A 24811-nucleotide genomic window follows, 5' to 3' on the forward strand; every position below is an offset into this window, starting at 1 on the left:
CAGATGACGGTCGCAGACGCGATTCATCCCGACCTCGAGGAAGCGTCGGTCTTCGTGACGGGCGGTGCCAGCGGCATCGGCGCCGCGCTGGTCGAGGGGTTCTTGCGGCAAGGCGCGCGAGTGGCCTTCTATGACCGCGCCGATGCGAGCGCCACGGTCGAGGAGATGGAGGCCCGCACCGGCAACCGCCCGCTCTTCTTGCAAGGCGACGTGACCGACACACCTGCGTTGATGGCCGCGATCGACACAACGGCCACCACGCATGGCCCTGTCACGGTGCTGGTCTCGAACGCCGCCGACGACACCCGCCACGACGCGCAGGCGCTGACAGAGGCCGAATGGGACGCCTGCCTCGCGGTCAATCTCAAGCCCTATTTTTTCGCCGCCCAGAAGGTCGCGCCGATGATGGAGGCGGCGGGCGGCGGTGCGATCGTCAACATGTCCTCGGGCAGTTACCTCATGGGAGTACCGCGCCTGTCGGCCTATGTCGCCTCCAACGCCGCGATCATGGGGATGACCCGCAGCCTCGCGCGTGAATGGGGCGGGCGCGGCATCCGCGTCAACGCCGTGGCGCCCGGCTGGGTGATGACCGAACGGCAAAAGACCCTCTGGGCGACGCCCGAGGGCGTGGAGAAGCACCGTCAGAGCCAGTGCCTGCCCGAACTGATGCACCCCGAGGATCTCGTGGGCGGCGTGCTGTTCCTGACCTCGAACGCCGCGCGGATGATAACCAGCCAGATGCTGGTGATCGACGCGGGCGTGAGCGTGACGGGATGAGCCGCCCAGACTGGATTGCCCTAGACTGGGGCACGACGCATCTGCGCGGCTGGGCGATGGCCGCCGACGGCACGGTGATCGAAGAGCGCGGCTCCGACAGCGGCATGGGCAAGCTCGGCCCCGAAGGCTTCGAGCCTGCCCTGCGCGCGATGTGCGGCGACTGGCTCGACCACGGTTCGGTGCCGATGATCGCCTGCGGCATGGTCGGCGCGCGGCAGGGCTGGACCGAGGCCGACTATGCGCGCGTTCCCTGCCCGCCGCTCTCGCCTGCGCTGACGCGCGCGCCGGGCGATCTCGACGTGTCGATCATCCCCGGTCTGTCGCAGCCCGACCCCGCCGACGTGATGCGCGGTGAGGAGACGCAGATCGCGGGCTTTCTCGCGCTCAACCCCGGCTGGGACGGGGTGCTCTGCCTGCCCGGCAGCCATTCGAAATGGGCGCATGTCAGCGCCGGTGAGGTGGTGAGCTTTCGCAGTTTCATGACCGGAGAGTTGTTCGCCGCACTCTCGACCCATACGGTGCTGCGCCATTCGATCCCGGCCGAGGGCTGGGACGAGGCCGCCTTCGACGCGGGCGTCGCCGAGACGCTGTCGCGCCCCGAGCGGATGGCGTCGGCGTTGTTCACGATCCGCGCCTCGGACATCCTGCACGGCGCGGCGGGGGCCGCGGCGCGGTCGCGGCTCTCCGGGCTCTTGATCGGCGCCGAGCTGTCTGCCGCAAAACCCTACTGGCTCGGCCAGCAGATCGGCGTGATCGGCGCGGGCGGGCTCGGCTCGCTCTATGTACGCGCGCTGGGCGCGCAGGGCGCGCCGGCCACGCAGGCCAACGGCACCGCCGTGACGCTGGCGGGTCTCATTGCCGCATGGAAGCAAAGGACCACCGCATGACCCGACCGCTCATCGCCATTTTGCGCGGCATCATGCCCGAGGACGCCGTCGCCGTGGCCGAGGCGTTGATCGCCACGGGCATCACCGTGATCGAGGTACCGCTCAATTCGCCGCGCCCGTTCGAGAGCATCCGCGCCATGGCCGAAGCCTGCAAAGGCCGCGCGACCATTGGCGCGGGAACCGTGCTGACCACCGATCAGGTCGCGCAGCTCAAGGCGGCCGGGGGCGCGCTGGTCGTGTCGCCCAATGCCGATGCAGAGGTGATCCGCGCCACCTGCGCGGCGGGCATGGAAAGCTGGCCCGGCGTGATGACCCCGACCGAGGGCTTCGCGGCGCTTGCCGCTGGGGCCACGGGGCTCAAGCTGTTCCCGGCGAGCCTGATCGGCCCGGACGGCCTCAAGGCAATGCGCGCGGTCTACCCCAAAGAGGTCCCGATCTACGCCGTGGGTGGCGCGGGCGCGTCGAATTTCGGCGACTGGATCGGGGCGGGAGCGGACGGCTTCGGGCTCGGCACCGCGCTCTATACCCCGGGCCTCACGATCGAGGAGGTTTCCACCCGCGCCCGCGAGATCGTCGCGGCCTATGATGAGGCGGTCGTATGAGCGAACGATCCCCCTTCAAGGTCTTCGACGACACCTCCTGCGTGCTTGGCGAAGGCGCGCTCTGGCATCCCGAGCGCGAACAGCTCTACTGGTTCGACATCCTTGGGCGGCGGCTGCACACGCCGGGCCGGCACTGGGCGTTCGAGGACATGCCCTCCTGTGCGGGCTGGGTCGACCGCGACACGCTGCTGGTCGCCACCAACAGGGCGCTGGTCACCTTCGACCTCGAAACCGGCCGGAGCGAGCCGGTCTGCGACTTCGACAGCGAGAACCCGGTCACCCGCTCCAATGACGGGCGCGCCGATCCGCATGGCGGGTTCTACATCTCGACCATGGGCATCGACGGCGAGGTGAGCGCGGGCGCGCTCTACCGCTATTATCGCGGCGAGCTGCGGCAGATCCGCTCCGGCATGACCATTCCCAACGCGATCTGCTTCCCGCCCGAGGGCGGGTTCTTCCATTACTCCGACACCCCCACCGGGATGATCATGCGCCAGCGCACCGACAAGGAGGGTTGGCCCGTGGGCGAGGCCGAGGTCTTCGTGGATTGCAAGCGGTCGGGTCACAACCCCGACGGCGCGGTGATCGACGCCCAAGGCACGCTTTGGAGCGCGCAATGGGGATCGGGCCGCGTCGCGGGCTATGACCGCGGTGGCCGTGAGGTGGCACATCACCCCTGCGCCACCGCGCCGCAGCTCACCTGCCCGGCCTTTGGCGGCGAAGACATGAAGACGATGTTCGTCACCTCCGCCACCGCCGGCCTGTCGGAGGCCGAGATCGCGAATGGCCCGGATTCGGGCCGGACCTTCAGCACCCGCGCCGACGCCCCCGGCCAAGCCGAACACAAGGTGATCCTGTGACCCCCCTTGCCACCGACGCGCAAGGCCGCGACGTGCACCGCCTGGCGCTCTCGGGAGGCGGACTCTCGGTCGACCTGCTGACGCGCGGCTCGATCCTGCGCGAGGTGCGGCTCGACGGGGTGGATCGTAACCTGACGCTCGGCTCTGACGACCTCGCCGATTACGACGGGGCGATGAAGTATTTCGGCGCCATCGTCGGCCCCGTCGCCAACCGCATCGCCGGCGCCCGCGCCACCATCGACGGCGCCGAGTACCGCTTTACCGCCAACCACCACCGCGCGCTCCTGCATTCGGGGCGGCATGGCACGCAGTTCAAGGTCTGGGAGGTGGTCGAGGAAACCGCCGACGCCGCGACGCTGGCGATCGACCTGCCCGACGGGGCCGACGGTTTTCCCGGCAATCGACGGATCGTGGCGCGCTGGTCCTTGCACGCACCCGCGACGCTGCGGCTGGAACTGACCGCCACCACCGACGAGCCGACGCTGATGAACCCGGTGAATCACAGCTACTGGAACCTGACCGGCGCACCCACGACCGAAGGCCAGCTGTTGCGCGTCGCGGCCGAGCACTGGCTGCCCATCGACGACGAATCGCTGCCCACTGGCGAGATCGCGCCTAGCGCCGGGAGCAACCGCGATTTCCGCGCGCCGCGCCCCCTGACGCCCGGCGATCCGCCGCTCGACCACAATTTCTGCCTGTCGCAGGAGGATGTAGACCTGCGCGAGGTGATGGAGTTGACCGGCGGCGGCATCGCGCTGCGCATCGCGACCACCGCGCCGGGGCTGCAGGTCTATGACGGGCGCGACGCCGACAATGCCGGGCTGGCACCCTACGCAGGCCTCGCCGTCGAGGCGCAGCGTTGGCCCGACGCACCGCATCACCCGGCCTTTCCGACGATCCGCCTCGCTCCGGGAGAAACCTTTCGGCAGGTCACCGAATGGCGGTTTGCCACCACCTGAGACGCTTTCGGCGTAGGGGCGACGCCTTCGGCTGGTGTAGGGACGGCCCCTTCGGCGCAGAGGCCATCATGCCCGATTGACAAACCCGACAGATTTCATCAGCTTCTCGGAAGACGCATGCCAGCCCGATTGCGGCAAGCCGCGCCATCCGCGACCGAGGAGTTTGCCATGACGCCCATGACCACCCTGCCCCATCCGATCCGCGCCGAAGAGGCCGAGTTGCCCGTGCATGACGCCCGCGCCTTGACCGGCAACGGCATCCGCGCCCGCATCGAGCTTGACGGGCAGAGCTACACGCTGCGCATCACCCGTGCGGGCAAGCTGATCCTGACCAAATAGATGGCCAAGCTACCCTCCCCCTGCATCGGCGTGTGCAGGTTCAAGCGTGACGATCACTGTATCGGCTGTTCGATGACGCGCGACCAGAAAGCCCTGTCGAAGCAGGCAAAGAAACCGAAGGCCCGGCGCGCCTTCGTGACGCTGGTGATGGCCCAGCAGGCGGTGATGGGCCGTTATCGCCACTGGGATGAGGCCTATGCGAAGCGTTGCGCCAAGAAGGGCGTCGAGCCGCCCGAGCGCCCGAAGGCAGCCTGACCTTTCGACAGGTGCCGTCGCGACGCCCTAGGCAGATCACCGTTATCTGTTAGACATTCCGGGTCCACCTTCATGGCCGGAGCCCGACCGATGACCACAGCCGCGCTGCCAGACCAGCCCGAGAGCCTTCCGAACCACGCCCGCAACCTCGGCACGCCGCTCGACGCGGTGATGTTCGAGGGCCATGCCGTCAACCGCTCGGCCGCCGAGCGCCGCGCCGCCTCGCTGACCACGCGCCGATCGGTCAAGAAGACCCACCAGGCCGCCTGGCTCGTCAACGCGATCCGTTGCATCGACCTGACGACGCTGGCAGGCGACGACACCGAGGGCCGGGTGCAGCGGCTTTGCGCCAAGGCGCGTCAGCCGATCGCGCCGCGCATCATGGACGGGCTCGGCATCGCCGAAATGGGCCTGACAACCGGCGCGGTCTGCGTCTATCCGACCATGGTGCCGCACGCCGTGAAGGCCCTGCGCGGCACCGGCATTCCCGTGGCCTCGGTCGCCACCGGCTTTCCCGCCGGCCTGATGCCGCTGCATCTGCGGCTCGAAGAAATCCGCTGGACCGTCGATCAGGGCGCGCACGAGATCGACATCGTCATCACCCGCGAGCACGTCCTCAAGGCCGATTGGCCCGCGCTCTACGACGAGGTCGCGGCGATGCGCGAGGCCTGCGGCGACGCGCATCTCAAGGCAATCCTCGCCACAGGCGACATCGCGACCTTGCGCAACGTCTACTCGGCTTCGATGGTCGCGATGCAGGCCGGCGCCGATTTCATCAAGACCTCGACCGGCAAGGAAGGCGTCAACGCCACACTGCCCGTCTCGCTCACCATGGTGCGGGCGCTGCGCGATTACGGCGACGCCACCGGGCACCGCGTCGGCTTCAAGCCCGCGGGCGGCATGAAATCCGCCAAGGATGCGCTCGCCTGGCAGTATCTGATGAAGGAAGAGCTGGGCAATGACTGGCTCCAGCCCGACCTGTTCCGGCTCGGGGCCTCGTCGATGCTGGGCGACATCGAGCGCCAGTTGGAGCACCATGTCACCGGGCGCTACGCCGCCGCCCACCGTCATTCGCTGGCCTGAGGGAGAGCGCGTCATGAACACGATCACGGACATTCTTGCGACCATGGATTACGGCACCGCCCCCGAGGACAGCGCCATCGTGCGCGATTGGCTCAAGAAGAACGAAGCGGGCTTCGGCCATTTCATCGACGGCGCCTTCACTGCGCCGGGCGAGACCTTCGAGGTCCGCTCCCCCGCCTCGGGCGAGCTGCTGGCCTCGGTCACGCAAGGCAGCGATGAGGACGTCGACATCGCCGTTAAGGCCGCTCGCGCGGGGCAGCCGGGCTGGGCGTCGCTGCCGGGCCACGAGCGGGCCAGGTATCTCTACGCCATCGCGCGCCACGTGCAGCAGCACGCGCGCTTTCTCGCCGTGCTGGAGAGCCTCGACAACGGCAAGCCGATCCGCGAGAGCCGCGACGCCGACGTGCCATTGGTGGCGCGCCACTTCTATCACCATGCCGGCTGGGCCGAGATCATGGAGGACGAGCTTCCGGGCACCGCGCCGCATGGCGTCTGCGGCCAGATCATCCCGTGGAACTTTCCGCTTCTGATGCTGGCCTGGAAGGTCGCGCCCGCGCTCGCCGCCGGCAACACCGTGGTGCTGAAGCCGGCCGAGTACACCCCGCTCACCGCGCTGGCCTTTGCCGAGATCGCGGCCGAGGTGGGGCTGCCCAAGGGCGTGCTCAACATCGTCACCGGCGACGGTCGCACCGGCGCGGCCATCGTCGCGCATGATGGTCTGGATAAAATTGCCTTCACCGGCTCGACCGAGGTGGGCCGCCGCATCCGCCGCGAGACGGCCGGCACCGGAAAGTCGCTGACGCTGGAGCTGGGTGGCAAGTCGCCCTTCGTGGTCTTCGCCGATGCCGATCTGGACGCGGCGGTTGAAGGCGTGGCGGACGCGATCTGGTTCAATGCGGGTCAGGTCTGCTGCGCCGGCGCGCGGGTCCTGGTCGCCGAAAGCGTGGCGAAGCGTTTCGAGGACCTGCTGGAGAAGCGGATGCGCCAGCTGCGCGTCGGCGATCCGCTCGACAAGAACACCGACATGGGCGCGATCGTGCACCCGGTGCAGCTCGAGCGCATTCGCGGCCTCGTCGAGAAAGGCGTGGCCGAAGGCGCCGAGCTGGTGCAGGGCACCGCCCCCGAGGGGTGCTTCTTTCCGCCGACCATCGCGATGAAGGTCGAGCCGGCCTCGACGCTGGCGACCGAGGAGATCTTCGGCCCGGTCGCGACCGTGACCACCTTCCGCACCCCCGAGGACGCGGTGGCGCTGGCCAACAACACCCGCTACGGCCTTGCCGCCTCGATCTGGTCCGAGAACGTGAACCTCTGCCTCGACATCGCGGCGCAGGTGAAGGCGGGCGTGGTCTGGATCAACTGCACCAACGTCTTCGACGCGGGCGCGGGCTTTGGCGGCTACCGCGAGAGCGGCTTTGGCCGCGAGGGCGGGCGCGAGGGCATGATGGCCTACCTCACCCATCCCAAGCCCAAGGCGCGCAAGCCCGAGGCCTCGCCCGCTGTCCCAGTGGGCCAGCCCGGCGAGGCGCTGCCCGGCGCGGGCGCATGGATCGATCGCACCGCCAAGTTCTACATCGGCGGCAAGCAGGCGCGGCCCGACTCGGGCTACTCCTACCCCGTACAGGGGGCGAGTGGGCCCGTGGGCCTTGCCGGTCTCGGCAACCGCAAGGACATCCGCAACGCGGTCGAGGCGGCGCACAAGGCCAAGGGCTGGGGCAAGGCGACGGGCCACAACCGCGCGCAGGTTCTCTATTACCTGGCCGAGAACCTTTCGGCGCGGGCGAGCGAGTTCGCCGATCGTCTCGTCTCCTTCGGGGCGGGCAAGTCGGCAGCGCAGGCCGAGGTCGACACCGCGATCCGCCGCACCTTCTGGTACGCGGCGCAGGCCGACAAATTCGACGGCGCGGTGCACCAGACCAAGAGCGCGCATGTCACGCTCGCCATGCACGAGCCTTTGGGCGTGATCGGCATCGCCTGTCCCACGGCCCAGCCGCTCTTGGGCGTCGTCAGCCTCGTGCTGCCCGCGATCGCCATGGGCAACGCGGTGGTCGCGATCCCGTCGCAGAGCCATCCGCTGGCAGCGACCGATCTCTACCAGGTGCTCGACACCTCGGACCTGCCGGGCGGCGTCGTCAACATCGTCGCGGGCGAGCGCGACGCGATGGCCAGAACGCTGGCCGAGCACGACGACGTGGCAGGCATCTGGTATTTCGGCACCAAGAATGGCGGCCGGATGATCGAAGAGGCCTCGGCCGGCAATCTCAAGCAATCCTGGGTCGAGGACGGGGCGGCGCGCGACTGGCTCTCCAAGGACGGTCAGGGCCGCGGCTTCCTGCACCGCGCCACGCAGATCAAGAACATCTGGGTGCCCTACGGCGAGTGATCGCCCGATGTCTCGGGAGGCACCGGTTTCGCCTCTTCTCCACGCCCGGCCTCAGGCCGGGCGTTTTCGCTGCCGCTCCACCGGCCCAGAAGCTTGCCACCGACCAGTTTTGCCCCCTGCCACAGCCCGCGCCCCGACCGCACGATCTGCGCATCACCCGAGCGCGCATGGCGCGTGGCGGTGAGGCGCAGGCGGTTGCGTTGCACCAACAGCCCTTCGCTTACCGCGCCTGACAATGCGCTACGCACCGCGTCGAGGTTCCATTCGGGCTCTCCGGCGCTGACGGGACGCGGGCGCAGGCCCTTCATGTCATTCGCAATGGCATCCATCGCCTCGCTCACCCGGTCCCGCACCTCGCGCGGCATCTGATGTTCGGGATAGGGCCAATCCGGGGCCAACCGGTCCACCGCCGTCGCCACCGGTAGCACCGGTGGCCGCCGCCTGTCGGAATGCTCGGCGAACCACGCCTCGAAGGCCGCGTACAATGCCACGTCCGCCGCGCGCCCGGGGCGGTTGGCGCGCAGCACCCATAGCACCATGTCGCTCTGCGTCATTTCGTCGAGAAGCATCCGCTGCCGAGCCTCGGTGCCATCGAGGCCTTGGGTGTCGAGCAGCACGCAATCCGTCCCGTCGATCGCCGCCTCATAGGCCAGAACGCCCTCGGTGGTGGCCGCCATGTCGGTCTCGGTGCGCTCCTCGCCCAAGAGCGCGTTGATCAGCGTCGATTTCCCGGCGCTGACCTGTCCCAGCACCAGCACGCGCAGCGGTGCGTCGGGCTGCGCGAGACGGGCCTTGTCGGCCCGGGTTTCGTCGAGCTGGAACTGCAACAGCTCCGCATCCGAGAACCTGAGCCGCCCCGAGTAGAGTTCCACGGCGGCATGGGCCACCTCCTCGAGCAGCACCGCCTGCAGCACCCCCATCATCTGCGTCCCGAGATAGGAGGAGTTGCCGCCTGCCATCAGCCATTCGACCTCTCGCAGCACCCCCTTGGCGGGGTTGAGCGCGAAACGCAGCACCCGGTGCCCGGCAAAGGCCGCGTCCATCGCCAGCTGCGCCCTCCCGCGATGCTTCCAGATCCAGTGGATCGTATGCAGCGAGATCCGGTCCGAGAACGGCACGTGGCGGCGCAGGTGATCGCGGTAGCGCGACGCGGCGCGTTCGGTCAAAAGGAGCGCCTCGGGGAGCGTGAAGTCGAGCGCCTTGCGGTCCGCCTGCCCCATGCCTTTGGCGATATCGTCGATCACCGAAAGCGCGAGATCCGGCAATTCGGTCCAGGCCACAGGCTCGGTGGTCTCGCGTTCGATCCGGTCGCGGGCGGCGCGGAAGGTCGCGCGCTCGGTGTCGGACCAGACCGGGTCGGATTCGACCTTCATCTCGCCCATGAGCATCGAGGGCGCCTCGCCCCCGCCGGGGCGGCGCCGCGCAAACCAGCGCATCCCGAAGGCCAGCGCCGCGATGGCGATGGACACGCCGAGATAGGGCAGCAGCCATTCGTGTTCGGTCAGCCACAAAAAGCCCAGCAGGAACGGCACGAGGAACGGCAGCGCCAGTGACACCGCGATCAGCAGTCGGTCCCAGCGCAGCAGCGCGCCGCGCATCCGGGCAAGCGGGCGGCGTTTCACCGCCGTCCCGCCCGGCCCAGCGCCTCGCGGTAGATCGCACGCAGCTCGGCTTCGGGCACCGGCGTCCCCGCCGCCGCCCCGGCGAGCCAGCGATGCGCGGCGCGGCCCAGGGCATAGGTGGCGGCGAAACTCGCCGCCCCGGCGGCCGCGGCTCCCAGCGTCTGCCCCGCGACCGGCACCAGCTTGAACGCCTGCCGCAGCGCATAGCTCGCGCCGAACCGCAGCGCCGCGCCGAGCCCGAGGGCGGCGGCGAACTCGGCGGCCCGCGCGCCGCTCCAATCGACCTTGTGATGGCGCGCCAGCGACTGCAGCATCGCCGCTTGCAGCCCCGGTACCGTAACGACGCCGAGGAGCGGCGCGAGATCCGTCGCCGCTGCCGCCCCGGCAAAACGCAGCACCTCCGAGCGCACCGCCGCGAAACCGTCGCCCTGCTCATCCGCCGAAGCTTGCCCTAGGAGCAGCGCGACATCGGGCATGGTTTCGCCCAGCAGGTCGCACAGCGCCTCGAGACCTCGCGTCTCCTTCGGCCCGAGCGATATCTCCAGCCCCGGAAGCTGACCACCCGCCGCTGCCTCGAGCCGGGCCTGCATGGCGGCGCGGGCCCGGAACCGGGTCTGTTCGTCTGGCACCTCGTCTGCCGCCGTGTGCAGCACGATGATCCGGATATTCGGCTTGCGGCGCCGCACCTCGCGCAGCGCCGCCTCGAGATCCGACTGCGCCGGATCGTCGAGTCTTGCGAGGGCGAGAATCGCATGGCTGCGCGCCTCGCACTGCGCCAGATCCTCGGCGGCGTCATAGCCCGCCTCGCCCAAGCCCCGCGTGTCGAGAAACTGCATCAAGGGCCGGTCTTGGGGAAAATCGAACACATCCGCGTTGCGCGTGCAGGGTGCGAAGCCAGACCCAAGCTCGATCTCGTCAACCCCGGTCAGCGCCCGGACCAGCGAGGATTTCCCGGCGCCCGTCTTGCCCAAGAGCCAGACCACCGGAAGCGGTCGCGCGGTCGGGTCTGTGTCGGTCAGAGGGTCGGACATGGAGCGGATGGGCCTTTGGCGGGAACGGGAGACGGCACTCAAGCACGGCCGCCTTGCCTGAACAACTCACCGCCGCCCCGCCCGGTTCGCGACCTGGATATTTTCCGCGGTTTTCGACTTGACGCCCCCGCCATGCTGTCATACTTCCGGCCTCGCTTCAGGCGGAGTAGCTCAGTTGGTTAGAGCAGCGGAATCATAATCCGCGTGTCGGGGGTTCAAGTCCCTCCTCCGCTACCATCCTTTCCCCAATGTTTTCGGCGACTTCCTCCTATATAGGGGTGATACACGTTCTGCGGAAACCTTTCCGGGGTGGCGCCGGGGTGGCGAGATTGATCGACTGCTGAACGTCGCCCGATTCCATACGCAAGATGGTCCGATGGCAGGGTGGCCACGGCAACCGCTCGCAGCGGTCGGCGAACCCATGGAAAGAAATTTTCTCTAAGCTGTCCTGAGTTCTTTTGCATCGCCCAGAGTTGGACCGATCTCCCCGTCGCATAGATACAAGGAGGTCATCATGCAGACGACATCGCCCATGCCCGAAACCCTGGTTGGCATCTCGACCCTCGTGCAAATGCTTCAGCGGTCACGTGCCAGCATCTACCGCGACATCCAGAACAAGGCGTTCCCGAAGCCGCTGAAGCTTGGCGGCTCTTCTCGCTGGAAGCTGACCGAGGTCCAAGCCGTCATTGAGCGCCTGTCCGAGGATCGCCCAGGCAACTGAAATCTACCCACGATCGTTGCAAGGTAGGTGCGGGAGACTGCACCTCCTTTGCCAGACCCAGACATAGCTGCCAGTCTCTGAAACCATGGGATTTTGACTCTCCGGCGCAACCATTTGCCGCGAGCATTTTCCGTTACATAGCGCCGTAGCTATGATCCGGCTCGGTTCTACATGAGCAGTGATGCCGCCGTTTCGACGATAGGCCGAGTTTGAGCGGTTCATGCTTTGGTCAAGAGGCGTGCCGATCGGAGCAGAGAAGAGAGTCCGACACGCCAACCCGTGGTGATCCTGCCTCGGGTGGGGCTCACGCCCCTCAAGTGGACGGCACCCAATACTGGATGCCGTCATTTCTCAGCTGTCGATCAGCGCCCCGGCTTGCCGCACTGCATGAGCGGCGGAAAGCGTTGCCAAGATCATGTCAGCGAGCAGCGCCAGTTCGGCTACGACCTCCGCAAGCTCGCAGGCGTCGTCCTCGCGATAGACAGACACGTAGCCGCCGCGAACATGGTTTTCGTCGCCGTGCCAGAAGCTATGGGTCCCCGCTGCGATCTGCTGGGCCAGAATGCTTTCGAATGTCTCGATGTCGCGCAAGAGGCTTTCCTCGAAGATCGGCCCGCGCTCGATACGTCGAGCGATACCTTCGGCGAAGGTCCTCTTTACCGGCGGGAGAAGCGGAACGACGACCTCGCGGATAGCACTTGCCACATGGTGCGCTTGCATGATCGCCACGGTCGCCAGCTTTGCGACAACCTCTTCGGTCATCTCTACCCCGTCCACGAGATCGGAGAACCGAGGCAGATCCCGGATGTGCGCCCTCATGCCGCCACCTGCGACGGTCGCATCGGCTGCTGGGCGGCTTCGTCGAGGTAGTCATGGAGGACGTTTTTGAAGCCATCGGCCAGCAGACAGATGTCCTCGACCACGGGCCAGGCGGGGTCGAGAGCCGCAAAGCGCTCCGCCTCGATCCGAGACGGGTCGTGAACGTGCTCGAGCGTCAGCAGATCGAGCATCTCGCCACAGGCCTTGAGGGTCCGATCGGTCGGCAGGTGTGGCCGTGCAACACCTTCGATAACGGATTGGGCCAAGCGTAGCCCATCACGTCCGCCGAGCAGTTCGGCGGCGTGCAGCAGCCCATCGTGCTGCACCTCGACATAGACGCGCAGTGCATCGAACGCCGAGGTAAAATCGGGATAGAGGTCGAACATGTCATCTCCTGTGTTCGGAGGGTCCGGCACTCGGCCGGGTCAAGTTCGATCGACCTTTCTCATCTCCTGCGCTGCTGCTCTCTGTCCACGGCTCTCGCAACGAGGAGCCGGGACCAGAGAGGTGCTGCGCCGCTCACTCCTTAGGGGTCATGGATCTCGCATTGCTGCGCTTCCCAACGAGTGAGCCGCCGACTGCCAGAAGGCCAAGACTTGTAGGCGCCGACGAGAAATCCAGCCGTCTTTTCATTCCCTCGAGGATCTGGATGCGTTGATGGTTTGACCCCTGTTCGAGGACCTCGAGCAAGTCGATCAGCACCGTCGTGTAGATCTCTGCCACTTCATCCGCACTGCCCGGCTCCGAAGGCGCGATGGTCGTTAGGAAGACATTGCCGCAGTAGAACTCCAGCCTCCGCGCGGCGATGCATTGGATGACGGTTAGCGCGAGACGTGGGTTTCCTTCGCCCTGAGCTCGGTCTCGTTGGCCATTCCGCGGCACGCGGGTGTCCCAGTCGTTCATCGCAGAGTTTGATTGATCTTTCACGGCACGCCTCCAATCGCCAAGCTTCTTCCTTGGAGAGGAGCTGGGCGATTGGAGGTGCCGAAGGGCACCAGCAGATGGACGAATGCCACGAGTGTATCGGCGCCGGCAAAATTGCCAGATGGGGTAGTAGAGGTGCGGGAGGGGCATGCGGTTCAGTCGCAGGAGCCATCGAGGGCCGACCGGCTGGAAGCTACCGATCACCCGCTCTCTTCGCTTGTCAAGGACGGCCAGAAGTTAGGCCAAGGCCCCCCGCTCATCTCCGCGAATGGCTCATGTCATGTCGGGTTAAGGGCGGCATCCTGCTCGCCGAACAAGGACCAGGAAAAATCTCCAGATCGTTTCCGGGGTGAATCGGTCGGACCAAGATCATGAGCATTACCACATCTCAGATCGAGGAGACGATAATGATCACAACTGGCATTCACATCCCGGATGCGGTTCTCAAAAAACTTGGTGCAGCCGTTGCAGGGGTTCATCGCGAGACGATTGGCATGACGATGGATGAATTTCGTAAGGCCTACCGTGAGAAGCCCGGCGCAACGCTCGGCTGTTACATCCATGTCGAATTTACAGCGAAAGGCGCGGTGAAATCCTTTGACGCATGCCCGACTGATGGATCTCGGAAGAAATTTCGGGAGCACGGCTTTCAGGCCGATGTGCCTATGCTCGGTCCTGCACGTTATGCCGCAAAACCCATCGCCGACAATTGCGCCGAGTTTCTTCTGCGGCGCGAAATCGCACGCCGCCGCAAGGCAGGTCAGCGTGAGCTCGTAGGCTTGACGGACGATGAGCTCTCTGCGGCCGCCGAAGAGCTCTCGCCGCTCGAAAACTGGCTGGCTGTGAGGGCAAACTCCTGCGGGTCTCTCAGCGAGCAGCTCCGGATGCGGCTCATTGAAGACGAGGTCCAAACTCGCAGCAACGAGTCGAACCACCAGCGGCTTGAAGCACAGTCGCATAACGCTGACTATCTGACTGCCTGCGCCAAGATCGTCGAAGCACAGCATACGGCGGCCCGGGAATGGCGCGAGGCTAAAGAAGCCACTCGCTACTACAATTTTTTCGTGCACCGCGATTTCGACAACCGCTCTGAACCGGACCAGACGCTGATCGCCTATCGCGACGCACAGGGGTGGCAAGTCTGAGCGATCCGCTCAGTTTCTGAGCCGTTGGCGTTCGTGTGTGACCCTTACCACCCGGAGCCTTTCTCCGGGTGGCGGAGGGCCATCCTGGTCCGCAGGGGCCTCCAGGTCGACATCCCTGTCGAACTCGCCTTCGCCTCCATCCGGCAACTCTTCCGAACTCGTAGCCCATCGCTTGGCCGCTTCCAGTGGACACATGTGGCCCGGCGCGTCAATCGATCCGGCGTCAGCAACGGCCGCCGCGCGGTCCTCGTCGGTTTGCGCTTCCCGGATCTTCTTCTTGTCGAGCGCAGCCTGCTCCCGCCGCTGTCTCTCATTTTCTTCGGCGATACGGGCCGCCTCCCCTTCGAGACGTGCCTTCTCGCGCGCCAGATGGCGCAACTCGAACCAGCTGTCCCACCGCTGTTCGTTCTCAGCCCGCAAAATAGCGTTGCGCACGGCCACCATGGGTTCGTCCATTACGTTGACCTCCGCGCGGATCTTGGCCGTCCTCCGCGGTCCGACGTGCTCCTGTGCTCGCAGGCCTTCCGGGGCGTCACCGGCGGTCGCCATAGCCTCGTAGGATCGCAAGTCGATACGAGCAGGCGACCCAATCCTTTTCAGCGCTGCGTTTGTTCGCTTCTCCCACTCGGCCCGGATGACTTTGACCTCCTCGGGGCCGATTTTGCGATCGTCGAGCTCACGAGTTTTCTTGCCGAACGCACCGGTCTTCCTGTCGACCCTTCGTGTGGTCCACCGGATGTGAGCGTGGAAATTTAGGTTAGTAACGGCGGGGTCGTAGAGTGCTGCCTCGTATGCCTCCTTCCCCGCCTTGTCGCCCTTGTCGGGCCAGAGACATTTCCCGATAGCCTTGTCTTTGAACGTCGGCGCGTGGATCACCCAGTGGCACGCCACGCCGTATCTATCCTTGAGAAAGAGAGCAAAGCCTTGAACAAGGCGGTGCTGGTGGTCGAGCGGCAGCTCGGCAGGCAGTGCCGGCCGCAGTTCCCGAGCAACGCGTGCGTTGATGCGTGTTTCGCTCGCTTCAGCAGCGTTCCATAGATCTTCAGCGCTTCCATCCCAATGCACGAGACCTTCGCGCAACAGGCCGTGGAGGTTCTTGTAGTTGTAGATGAGCCCGGTCCGCTGATCCGTCATGCGGGAGCGCGACGCATAGGCCGCAGCCGCGACCGAAGAGCGCCCGTCTGACCGGGACATGACGATGAGCGGGCAATGGCTCGCGGGGTGAAGCTCGAACTGTCTCATGGAGGGGAGATCGCGCCCGCGGCCGATCTCCGCTGAAAAAAGCCCGCGGCAGGCGCGCTGCAAACTCCACGAGTTTGCGTAATTGCGCCCTTGAAATTCTTCGCGGGTCCGGCGGGGTCACCCAACAGGGCAGCGCGAGATGTCTTCGATCAAGGTGCGATCCCGGTTCGCAGGCACGATTTCCTCCAAGCAAAACATCCAACCAAAGGACAGATCATGCCGAAAATCACCGCGCAAATCGAAGATATTGAACGAAAGATGGAGCAACATCGCAACCGCCTACGGGGTCTCAAGGCGCAAGCGACCAAGCAGGAACGCAAAGACGATACGCGCCGAAAACTGCTTTATGGAGCTGCATACCTTTGTGGATTGGAGACGCTGACTGCCGACGCTCGGCAGCGCAGTTTAGACCGGGTCGAAAGCCACATCACGCGTCCCAAGGATCGCGAGTTTTTGGGGCTGGCACCACTGCCAGCCATGGAAGAAATGAGCAAAAACGCCGAGCCGAAAGACGAGGGCGGCACAGCTAATCTACCCTTCCCCAGTTCCAGCGACTGCAAATGATCCTAAGCTCGGCGGACAATCTTTCCTTGCTCGGCGCGATACTCGTGCTGGTGCAAGGTTCTGTTCTGAAGCAAGTCGACCGCTTCGTGGATCACATCCAATGGCACAATAAACCACTCTCTCGGGTGAACGGGCGTGCCGAAGCGATCCTGGATTGTGATGTCGAGCCGGCCTGGCGCAAAGAAGCGGTGCAGGAGGTTCTCCAAGGCGACCCGGTTGATGTCGATGAGATCGAATTTGCCGACGACCTCGACCGGGGCCATGAGGAAGGTCGACTCCTTCGCGGCATTGGCGAAGCGCCGTTCGATCTGACCTCCGGTGACGCCGATCTTATGGATGACGGCCCGGTTTTCGGCAACCAGCGAATGATCCGATAGGCTTCGCAAAACGTAGATGGTGCCGGTGTCGCTGCCCTCGCCTTCGATGGCATTGTTGAAAAGGGGCCCGACGTCGGAATCGGTAACACGCCGACCGGCTGGGTCCTGCGTGAGCGCCTTTTGCAAGGATCTGGACAAGAGATTGCTCTCCGTTCCATTGCCGAAGACAACTCTCAAGCGGCTATCGCGATTGCCGGACTCGTTTGTGAACGGATCGCCCGCTTCGGCGACATAGGCCATGAGTCCGTCGACGATGAAAAATCTCCCCGGTTCGATCTCGGATTTCCGACCGAACTTGAGGGTCTGACGAGCCCCGCGGTCGATGTCGGCCTTCACGGCCTCGAAAAGCGGTTTGAACGTTTCGAAATCCTGACATTGCTGCCGAGTCGCGATATCTTCGGCAGCGGCGCGCCGTTCCGCTTGAGGGCGAACATGCTTCAATTCTGTCAGGCCGGACGTCCCGCCAGCCTCGACGCCGAGCGATGCCAGCAATGCGTCGTCGTCGAGGTCTGACGGATCGATCTCCTGTCCGTCCCCGCCCTGGTTATCAGTAAGCAGGCCCCAGGTATCCAAGTCGGCCAGCATTTTCCTGCAATCGGCCTGGGCGCGAAGGCGTTCGAGGCGGGCTGCATAGAGACGCTCGAAGATGTCGCGATCCTGTCCGTGTTGGGGGACACCCCCATGTTCCTCAACGAACTTCTGGATGTCTTCGAAGCCGGCGATGATCCTCGCCTCGCGCGGGCTGAGCGCGGCCTGCTTGCGTTCGATCGGATCGAGGCCGAGGTCCGAGAGGATATCGAGATCGGAACGGTCAGACATTCGCGGTCGCCTTTCGCTGGAGGAAGGCGACGCCTTCAGCCATCTGACGCTCCCAGGCATCGGCAGAGTTGATCGACGGGAGGCGTCCGTGCTCCTTCTTGAACCGGACCGCACGCTCGGCGAGCATCCTGGCTTCCTCATGGGACAGGTTGATGCGCTTTTTCGCGATAATTGCCGCCACCTCCTTCAGCGTTCCCTCATCCATAGACTTCGCGAGGATGGCCCGTGCTGCTTGGAACGGGTTGATCCGGTCGATCAGGTCGATCTCAAGCTCTTTCACGTCGGTGACATATTGCCGGACGCCATTGATGAAGGCGGTGTTGGCTCTCGGCTCGTCGCTCGGCTGATGAGCCGGGGCGTTTCGCTTGCCCTGCTGCGTCATCGTGATCGCCGCAACGGCATGCTGCCGCACCGCCTCCCGATCCTCCTCCGACAGCTCTGGATACTTGCCAGCGACGATCCGGCCCATCTTGACTTGGGTCAGGTCTTCTGCCGGGGTCTCCTCGTCGAAGACCCCTCTCTCGACGGTCTGGCGATCCTGAACGAAGGCCGCGAGAACCTCATTGATGTCCTGCTCGCAGATGCGCTTGGCCTCTGCGCTTTTCGGTGGCACGAGCCCGTTGATCTCCATATGGAACTGACCGGTGGCCTCATTGAATCCGACATTGGTCTGACCATCTTGGTATCCACCCTCCCCATAGTCGAACCCTTCCCTCTGGCCGGCGGCCTTCGCGGTGAAGGTGAACTTGGGCGCCAGAACCTGCTCCATGAGCAGGCTGGCGGCGATAGCCTTTAGCGTGTCGTTGACGGCTTCGTTGACCGTCTCCTCGGACGCATCGGGCTCCGCGATGAGGTTGGTGAACTGAGCGCTAATTTTGCCAGGGGCGTCGCGGGTCGCGCGACCGATGATCTGGACGATCTCAGTCAGAGAGGAGCGGTAACCCACCGTTAGAGCATGCTCGCACCAGATCCAGTCGAAGCCCTCCTTGGCCATGCCGAGCGCGATGATGATATCGACATGGTCGCGGTCGCTGGCGTGAGCTGGGTCTTTCAACGATCCGATCACCCGATCACGCCGCGCGCCGTCGTCATCGACGATGTCGGCGATCCTGAGGACGGTGCCATCCGGTCGCTCAACGAGTTGGAAGCCGGTCTCCGGATCGGCGCCCTTCCAGGTGCCGAGCGCTTGCATGATGTCCTCAGCCTCGCGGATTTTGTCACCGAGGCTCTCGCGGGCGTTCACGTTCGGGATGTGCACGATCGTCTTGCGGACCGGGTCCAGCACCTCGGCGATCGCGTCGATATAGCGCCCGGCGTAAAAATAGTAGCCGATATCGAGCGACTTCAGATAGTCGTATCCGTTGAGTTGTTCGTAGTAGGTGTAGGTCACCGTCTCGAACCGCGCCTCATCCTCGGGCATAAGCACGGCCACGGCATCGCCCCGGAAGTAGCTACCAGTCATCGCGACAACATGAACCCTGTCGCGCGCCATGAAATCTCGAAGGTGGGCCCCAAGCTTATTGTCCGGATTGGCGCTGATGTGGTGGAATTCGTCAATGGCGATCAGGCAGTCGTTGAAAGCCTCCACACCCATCTCGTCGACGGCGAAGCGAAAGGTGGCGTGCGTGCAAACGAGGACCCTGTCGCTACTCTTGAGGAACGCGCGCACAGCGGCCACCTTACCCTTTGCAACCTTCGGGTCATCGGCGCCGGGAGCGTTGCACAGGTTCCACTGCGGCGCGACCGTCCAGTCGGCCCAGAAGCCGTATCGCGACAGCGGCGTGTCCTTGAACGACGCCCCGATGGAGCGCTCGGGCACTACGATGATCGCCTGCCGCAGCCCTTGGTTCGCCAGCTTGTCCAAGGCGATGAACATCAGCGCCCGGGATTTGCCGGAGGCCGGGGGCGACTTGATCAGCAGGTATTGTTCACCGCGCTTTTGGTAGGCACGCTCCTGCATAGCGCGCATGCCGAGCTCGTTCGAGGTCTTTGATGCACCGGTCGCGGCGTATTGGACGGATACGGAGGGTGCGCTCTTTACGTGATCGGTCATAGAACAACTACTTTCGGAACAGGCTCAAATATTCAGTAAAAACGAACAGGCGGTTTCGTTTTTGCTTCGTGACCTCATGAAGCACATCGTGGCCTACCAGATCATTGATCAGAGAGGAGGCCGTATTACTCGTTCCTTCTATAACGGCCGTCGCCTGTTTCACATCGACGACCGGGCGCGCATAAAGATGGCGCATCAGCGCTTGTGCATTTGCCTGACGTCGAACCGAGAACCGGGGTAGCACCTCGCCGTCGACACGCGCTTTCAGCTCAAGTATTCTCGAAAATACGTCAGCCGAGGCTTTTGCTGTTTCCTCGACGCCGGCGAGAAAAAAGATTAGCCACTCACGCATGTGGTGCCCTTGTCGAACCGCCATGAGGTGATCGACATACGCTGTTTTGTTCCGTTCGAAGTAGTCAGACAGATAAAGCGCCGGCTTCGTGAGCAGGCCCGAGGATGTAAGGTATAGAGAGATCATCAGACGCCCCAGCCTGCCATTGCCGTCGAGAAAAGGGTGAATGGTTTCAAACTGATAGTGCGCGATTGCGATGCGGATGAGCGGATGCACGGTGTGCCGCTGGTCATGCAGGAACTGCTCCAGATCGCTCATAAGATCTGGCACATGCTCATGATGAGGCGGAATGAAGACCGCGTTCTTCAGACTAACCCCGATCCAGTTTTGACTAACCCGAAATTCGCCCGGTTGTTTGTCTTGGCCGCGGACGCCGGACATGAGAATCGCATGCGTGTCGCGAAGGAGGCGGTTCGAAAGGGGAAGACGTTCAAGGGCGTCGATGGCGGATCTAATCGCGTGGATATAGTTTTGAACCTCGCCCCAATCATCTCGCTCTTCCGGGTCCAGGTCGTCAGCATCCTTTAGAGCATCCTCAACCGTCGTCTGCGTGCCTTCGATCCGGCTCGATTGGGTGGCCTCCTTCGTTACATACATGGCGATGAAGAAGTCGATGTCGGGAACGAGTTTTGAGAATGCGTTCAGCTCACCCAGTGCACGGTCAGCGCGCCCAAGCAGTTCAGCAAGCTCAGCGTCCGCGATCGACCATTCATGTCGCACCGGCGTCGGAAGGAAAGCACGGTATTCGTAGCGATCTTCAAGTTTCCCGGCATGGTAGTCGCCAAGATCCATATGTCAGATTTCCTCGATTTTCTGATGTTGAACCAGAGGTATCTCAGAAGTGGGTGACAGGCAACATCTTATGTCAGAATAATCTGACTTTCTGAGTTATGGACCGTTCGAATCTCAAGTCACAACGCTTTCTCTTTCTTCGCGGTCATCTTGGTATACATGTCGAAGAGCTTCTCGAGGCGCTCGGTGTCGTTGCGGAAGCGGCGACCGATGTAGATGCGTTCGAGGGTTTCGTCGTTGCGGTCATGGGCGGCGCGGAGGTCGTCGGGCATCATTTCAGGGTCGTAGAGCTCGGCGATGGTGGCGGGGAAGTGCGCCTCGCGGGCGAGCAGAATATCCTCAGCACAGCGGGTAAGATTGGACTTGTCGGACTCGGTGAGCTTTGGGACGGGAAAGGTGTTCCAGCCGAGGGTGTTGGAAAAGCGATAGTCGTCCTTAATCTTGCCACACACCGTCGCAATCCAAATTAAACTCAGCCGAGACAGCAATACCGCAGCATTCCAAAGGGGAGGATTGTAGAAGGCAAATGCTGCATCAGATACGATCGCACCTTCCGGCAATAGAACAACTGGATAGAATTCGCGCTCCTCAGAGGAATGCCTGGGAATCTGAAAAACACGCTCATTCCCCAATTGACGTATCTGCTGAAACTCGAAGGGTCTATCCGCCCCAGCCTTTGTTAGCGCCTTATCGCTCTTCAGCCTCATTTCCCTTACGATATCGAACCGCTTTTTGAATGAGGGAATTTCTCTTAAAGATTGATACTCTTTCTCTGTAGCCCAAATGCAAAAACGACCTGAACCCTGTGTAGCATCATGCGCCCCATAGAACGGACGGATGACCGTGTGGTCAGTAGGTTCGTCGGATTTTAGCTCCTCGGCTTCGTCACGGTTTAAGATCAGGCCGCCACCATCTGCTGGCTTGTTGCCATTAACTACACGCTCCAGACCTTGTATCGGCTTCATCGAGTTTTCGATATACACATCCTTATAGGGAACAAGGTAGGCGTTGATATTCTCAACAGTCCGGACTTCGCGTGTGCGACTTTCGTAATATCTGGGGGGCTTCGTTGTGTTCGAAATCCCGACTACGCATACTGAAACTCCAGCATTGTGCTTTGCCAAGTTTTTCCAGCGGAAAGACGTCACGGCAAACGAGATTCTCACGCCATTCTTAATGATCGACGGCCAAAATCTAAATACTTGTTCACCTTGGCATACGGAATTTGTTGTCACAAATGCTGCACTGCCAGGGGCGGTGTTCAACATGAGCCGAGCTTTCAGAAAGAAGCCCAGTATATAGTCCAGCGACTTCCATGCCTTGAAGTGTGCTGAGAAGAGAAGGCGCATGTCCTCTTTCTGAGGCGCCTCCTGTTCTGTTCCTCCTTTGTAAGGAGGGTTCCCGCAGACATACGTCTCCCGCTCTTCGCCGCCGCCCTCCAGATTCAATCGGCCGGTCGGACCGCCCAGATCCTGCTCCTCTGTAGAGACCGTCGCCGGCGGGCAGACCTCCTCCCAGTTGATCCGCAGCGCGTTGCCCGTGACAATATTCCCGGTGGCATGAAGCGGCAGGACCAGTGCCCGGGCCTCAGTCTGGCCAATGAAGCGCACGTCGCACTGGAATTCGGCGATAAGGAGCGACAGGCGGGCAATCTCGGCCGCGAAGCTCTTGATCTCGATCCCGAAGAACTGAGTAAGGGAAATGGCCGAGCGGGTCAGCGTCTCGCCCCTCAAGCGCATGATCTGGTCCTCGATCTCGCGCATGCGAATGTAGGCGATGACAAGAAAATTCCCCGATCCGCATGCCGGGTCGAACACCCGGATGCGCGACAGGCGCTGGCGCAAGTTGAAGAGCTTGCGCATGTTGGTCCCCGCCGCCTCGAGCTGCTCGCGGAGATTGTCGAGGAACAGCGGATCCAGCACCTTCTGGATGTTCGGCACCGAGGTGTAGTGCATCCCCAGCTCGCCGCGCTCGTCTTCGTCAGCAACCGCCTGAATCATAGAGCCGAAAATGTCGGGGTTGATGGTTCGCCAGTCGAGATCGCCAGCGCGCAGGAGGTAGGCACGGGAGGTGCGCGAGAAGTTTGGGCAGCCGATGTCGTCGGCGAAGAGGCCGCCGTTCACATAGGGAAACTTGTCGGCCCAAAAGGGAAAGTCGGACCGGGCAGCCCCGTCGAGCGCCTTGGTGTTCATGGCGTCGAATAGCCTCAGCAGCACGTCTCGAGTATTCGAGCCGTCCGCCTCAGTCATGGTCTGCACGGTGCTGGTGAACAGATCGTCGCCTGGAAAGATACCGGTGTCTTCAGCAAAGAAGCAGAAAATCATCCGCGCCATGAAGCGGTTCAGATCGCCCCGCTTGTCGACGTCGCCCCAGTCTGCGTTGTCCTTCAGGAGCTGGACGTAGAGTTTGTTCAGGCGTGAAGTCGCTTTGATGTCGACGGGGTTGTTCTTGATCTCGGCGACGGTGGAGATGCCGGCAAGGGGCAGGAAGAAGCCGAAGTTGTTGCCAATCTGATCGAAACGGCAAGACAGGACTTCGCCGGTGCCGATCTCCTCGGCCTCGACTTGGGCGCCGTCGGTCGCCAGAACGAACTTAGCCTTCTGCCGCTCGGTTAGAGGGCTCGCCTTGAGGCGTGCAAGGGTTTCGACCGTCTGACCGGGATCGGCGATGGCGATGTGGATGTTGTTGCGCTGAAGCACGCCGCCGACGTCGGATTTGTTGGTGTTGCCGCTCCGCAGACGCTTGAGCGTTGCCTCTTTGTTGCCGAATGCTGCGAGGAAGCTGAACGGGAAATCCCCGGCATCGAAGGGCGCATCGGCCAGCGAGGAGACTGCTTCCTCGATCTCAACGGCGTTCATGGCTGCGATTCCCCTGCCCCTGTTTTCGCAGAGTTTTGCACCATCGTAGACGGAGATGCCACGCCGTGCCGCACCTGGACTCGTGATCCTCTTGCTTTGGGCAAAGCCGAGGTTCCCTCTGGGTTCCAGGCAAATACTTAGGTTCCACATGGTTCCCGCAGTCAATTATTAAGCAACCTCAAGCACTTACTGGTATACACCAGCAAATTTGACGGAATGCTTTCGCGAAGATTGGCCAAATCGACGAGAATTCTGGGATTTGGATGCGTGCTTTCTGGGATTCAATCGCGACCCTTACGGCTTGACATGCAAGATCCTTGGCAGGTTCGACAGATCTCGCGGATACCCGTGCTGAAAGTTTGGTCAATCCTGCGTTTTGCGCGGATCGCCTTGGGGCGTAGTTCCTTCTCGGATCAGCAGAAGGAGACACGCATGTCCAGTCCACACCATTACAGGTGCGAAGAGAAGGTAGTGAATCTTCTCGAGGAAATGAAACTGTCGTTGAGCGGGTTGCGCCTCGTTCACGCCACTTACCATTACCTCGACAACCATCCAGGTTGGAAACCCCATTACATGAACCTCAAGGAGGGAGATGGAAAGGAGCGTATCTGCACAGCACTCTGCGCCCAGCTTTGCGAGACGACTGGATCACCAGCAGCCAACGACATTGGCATGATCCATCAGGGCATGCAGGACGTCACAGGCACCGATCTGTTTCGAACTCTCGAACTCGACGGCCGCAAACTGCGCTTTCGCTTTGGTCACGGCCTCGCCGCCGGCACCGCCAGATACAAGAACGGTAAATTCGCAATTCTCGACTGTGGAATCATTGCCAAGCTGCGTTCGCCTTGGCAGGTGTATTTCTACACCCGAGCCGAGATGGTTCATCGGCAGAGGAATCCGATCTTTTACCTTCCCCGAGTAGGACCGACGAACGAGCCCTGGCGGGACACGAAGCGGACATGGCTTTCGGCTGCGCAACGCGTCGGCAAAATTATGGGGCACCACTACATTTTTATTCCAGAATTAGATGATCAATGCGAGCACGTTGTCGCTGTTCGAGTCAAAATTGTTCACCGTGGAACCCAGTGGTCGGAAGGGCGTCTATTCCCGCGTCACGCACCTGAGCCTATCAGCGTTGTGGCAAACGGAAAAATCAGAACCCTGACCCGCCATGAACTTCGGAAGCGGAGAAACTGGACTTTGGCTGACGGCCCGGTTCCGATGCCTGAACAGTGAAGCTTGAGTGTCCCATCCCGGATGATCACATAAGCTCTCGGCGATCTGCCCTGTTCATGGCAAGATCGGTTCTGAGAGATGTCCAGGGCGGAGCACGATCATGCTGATCCA

At 63.1% G+C, this 24811-nt stretch carries 23 protein-coding genes and 1 tRNA gene; 14 read left to right on the top strand and 10 right to left on the bottom strand.

All coding sequences use genetic code 11. The annotated features are described in order from the left end of the window. The first annotated feature begins 3 nt into the window (after nt 1-3). The 9 genes from ACJASC_RS11435 (at nt 4) to ACJASC_RS11475 (ending at nt 8142) form a co-directional block, all read left to right on the top strand. Nucleotides 4-777 carry an SDR family NAD(P)-dependent oxidoreductase gene (locus ACJASC_RS11435; protein ID WP_415146118.1) on the top strand — a complete coding sequence of 258 codons (774 nt, stop codon included), beginning with the start codon at nt 4-6 and terminating at the stop codon, nt 775-777. Then, nucleotides 774-1664, top strand: coding sequence for a 2-dehydro-3-deoxygalactonokinase (locus ACJASC_RS11440; RefSeq protein ID WP_415146120.1), 891 nt, complete (start codon nt 774-776; stop codon nt 1662-1664). The genes ACJASC_RS11435 and ACJASC_RS11440 overlap by 4 nt, the downstream gene beginning before the upstream one ends. Next, nucleotides 1661-2266 carry a 2-dehydro-3-deoxy-6-phosphogalactonate aldolase gene (locus ACJASC_RS11445; protein ID WP_415146122.1) on the top strand — a complete coding sequence of 202 codons (606 nt, stop codon included), beginning with the start codon at nt 1661-1663 and terminating at the stop codon, nt 2264-2266. The genes ACJASC_RS11440 and ACJASC_RS11445 overlap by 4 nt, the downstream gene beginning before the upstream one ends. Further along, complete coding sequence (locus tag ACJASC_RS11450) at nt 2263-3126, top strand: SMP-30/gluconolactonase/LRE family protein (protein WP_415146124.1); 864 nt, start codon at nt 2263-2265, stop codon at nt 3124-3126. Before ACJASC_RS11445 ends, ACJASC_RS11450 begins: the two co-directional genes overlap by 4 nt. Continuing rightward, nucleotides 3123-4085 (top strand): aldose epimerase family protein, encoded by a 963-nt coding sequence (locus ACJASC_RS11455; RefSeq protein ID WP_415146126.1) that lies wholly within the window; start codon nt 3123-3125, stop codon nt 4083-4085. The genes ACJASC_RS11450 and ACJASC_RS11455 overlap by 4 nt, the downstream gene beginning before the upstream one ends. Nucleotides 4086-4262: 177 nt before the next feature. Next, on the top strand, nt 4263-4424 hold the full coding sequence (gene hemP / locus ACJASC_RS11460; protein ID WP_081698471.1) for a hemin uptake protein HemP: 162 nt from the start codon (nt 4263-4265) through the stop codon (nt 4422-4424). After that, nucleotides 4425-4679 carry a DUF1289 domain-containing protein gene (locus ACJASC_RS11465; protein WP_045319618.1) on the top strand — a complete coding sequence of 85 codons (255 nt, stop codon included), beginning with the start codon at nt 4425-4427 and terminating at the stop codon, nt 4677-4679. Nucleotides 4680-4769: 90 nt separating this feature from the next. Then, nucleotides 4770-5762, top strand: a complete 993-nt coding sequence (gene deoC, locus ACJASC_RS11470) for a deoxyribose-phosphate aldolase (protein ID WP_415146128.1) — start codon at nt 4770-4772, stop codon at nt 5760-5762. 13 nt (nt 5763-5775) lie between these two features. After that, nucleotides 5776-8142, top strand: coding sequence for an aldehyde dehydrogenase family protein (locus ACJASC_RS11475; RefSeq protein ID WP_415146130.1), 2367 nt, complete (start codon nt 5776-5778; stop codon nt 8140-8142). On the opposite strand, the gene ACJASC_RS11480 is transcribed toward ACJASC_RS11475, so the two are convergent. Further along, nucleotides 8130-9764 (bottom strand): GTPase family protein, encoded by a 1635-nt coding sequence (locus ACJASC_RS11480; RefSeq protein ID WP_415146132.1) that lies wholly within the window; start codon nt 9762-9764, stop codon nt 8130-8132. The two genes, ACJASC_RS11475 and ACJASC_RS11480, sit on opposite strands and share 13 nt — an antisense overlap. Next, nucleotides 9761-10795: a GTPase gene (locus ACJASC_RS11485; RefSeq protein ID WP_415146134.1), complete on the bottom strand. Its 1035-nt coding sequence runs from the start codon at nt 10793-10795 to the stop codon at nt 9761-9763. Before ACJASC_RS11485 ends, ACJASC_RS11480 begins: the two co-directional genes overlap by 4 nt. 160 nt (nt 10796-10955) lie before the next feature. On the opposite strand from ACJASC_RS11485, the gene ACJASC_RS11490 reads away from it, so the two are divergent. Next, nucleotides 10956-11032, top strand: a tRNA-Met gene (locus ACJASC_RS11490). Between the two features lie 277 nt (nt 11033-11309). Next, nucleotides 11310-11516: a helix-turn-helix transcriptional regulator gene (locus ACJASC_RS11495; RefSeq protein ID WP_415146136.1), complete on the top strand. Its 207-nt coding sequence runs from the start codon at nt 11310-11312 to the stop codon at nt 11514-11516. A 351-nt stretch (nt 11517-11867) separates the two neighbouring features. On the opposite strand, the gene ACJASC_RS11500 is transcribed toward ACJASC_RS11495, so the two are convergent. The 3 genes from ACJASC_RS11500 to ACJASC_RS11510 all read right to left on the bottom strand — a co-directional run bounded on the left by ACJASC_RS11500 (nt 11868) and on the right by ACJASC_RS11510 (nt 13238). Then, nucleotides 11868-12335 carry a hypothetical protein gene (locus tag ACJASC_RS11500; protein ID WP_415146138.1) on the bottom strand — a complete coding sequence of 156 codons (468 nt, stop codon included), beginning with the start codon at nt 12333-12335 and terminating at the stop codon, nt 11868-11870. Continuing rightward, nucleotides 12332-12721: a hypothetical protein gene (locus ACJASC_RS11505; RefSeq protein WP_415146140.1), complete on the bottom strand. Its 390-nt coding sequence runs from the start codon at nt 12719-12721 to the stop codon at nt 12332-12334. Before ACJASC_RS11505 ends, ACJASC_RS11500 begins: the two co-directional genes overlap by 4 nt. Nucleotides 12722-12854: 133 nt before the next feature. Next, on the bottom strand, nt 12855-13238 hold the full coding sequence (locus ACJASC_RS11510) for a hypothetical protein (protein ID WP_415146142.1): 384 nt from the start codon (nt 13236-13238) through the stop codon (nt 12855-12857). A 392-nt stretch (nt 13239-13630) separates the two neighbouring features. Between ACJASC_RS11510 and ACJASC_RS11515 the strand changes: the two genes are divergently transcribed. Continuing rightward, entirely contained in the window at nt 13631-14404 is a 774-nt protein-coding gene (locus ACJASC_RS11515; protein ID WP_415146144.1) for a hypothetical protein, read from the top strand. A 9-nt stretch (nt 14405-14413) separates the two neighbouring features. Here the strand turns inward: ACJASC_RS11515 and ACJASC_RS11520 are convergent, their stop codons facing one another. Next, entirely contained in the window at nt 14414-15646 is a 1233-nt protein-coding gene (locus tag ACJASC_RS11520) for a MobA/MobL family protein (protein ID WP_415146146.1), read from the bottom strand. 216 nt (nt 15647-15862) lie between these two features. Here ACJASC_RS11520 and ACJASC_RS11525 point away from each other — a divergent pair, with 216 nt between their 5' ends. Continuing rightward, nucleotides 15863-16210 carry a hypothetical protein gene (locus ACJASC_RS11525; protein ID WP_415146147.1) on the top strand — a complete coding sequence of 116 codons (348 nt, stop codon included), beginning with the start codon at nt 15863-15865 and terminating at the stop codon, nt 16208-16210. 2 nt (nt 16211-16212) lie between these two features. On the opposite strand, the gene ACJASC_RS11530 is transcribed toward ACJASC_RS11525, so the two are convergent. The 4 genes from ACJASC_RS11530 to ACJASC_RS11545 all read right to left on the bottom strand — a co-directional run bounded on the left by ACJASC_RS11530 (nt 16213) and on the right by ACJASC_RS11545 (nt 23461). Next, on the bottom strand, nt 16213-17406 hold the full coding sequence (locus ACJASC_RS11530; protein WP_415146149.1) for a GIY-YIG nuclease family protein: 1194 nt from the start codon (nt 17404-17406) through the stop codon (nt 16213-16215). Further along, nucleotides 17399-19459, bottom strand: a complete 2061-nt coding sequence (locus ACJASC_RS11535; RefSeq protein WP_415146151.1) for a DEAD/DEAH box helicase — start codon at nt 19457-19459, stop codon at nt 17399-17401. Before ACJASC_RS11535 ends, ACJASC_RS11530 begins: the two co-directional genes overlap by 8 nt. Before the next feature lie 7 nt (nt 19460-19466). Next, nucleotides 19467-20603, bottom strand: coding sequence for a Fic family protein (locus ACJASC_RS11540; protein ID WP_415146153.1), 1137 nt, complete (start codon nt 20601-20603; stop codon nt 19467-19469). Nucleotides 20604-20722: 119 nt separating this feature from the next. Beyond that, entirely contained in the window at nt 20723-23461 is a 2739-nt protein-coding gene (locus tag ACJASC_RS11545; protein ID WP_415146155.1) for a class I SAM-dependent DNA methyltransferase, read from the bottom strand. Nucleotides 23462-23893: 432 nt separating this feature from the next. On the opposite strand from ACJASC_RS11545, the gene ACJASC_RS11550 reads away from it, so the two are divergent. Next, the gene (locus tag ACJASC_RS11550; RefSeq protein ID WP_415146157.1) at nt 23894-24700 is read left to right on the top strand and encodes a hypothetical protein; all 807 of its coding nucleotides are present in this window, start codon (nt 23894-23896) and stop codon (nt 24698-24700) included. Nucleotides 24701-24811 lie beyond the last annotated feature (111 nt).

Source organism: Limimaricola cinnabarinus (genome assembly GCF_047631075.1).
Taxonomy (GTDB): Bacteria; Pseudomonadota; Alphaproteobacteria; order Rhodobacterales; family Rhodobacteraceae; genus Limimaricola; species Limimaricola cinnabarinus.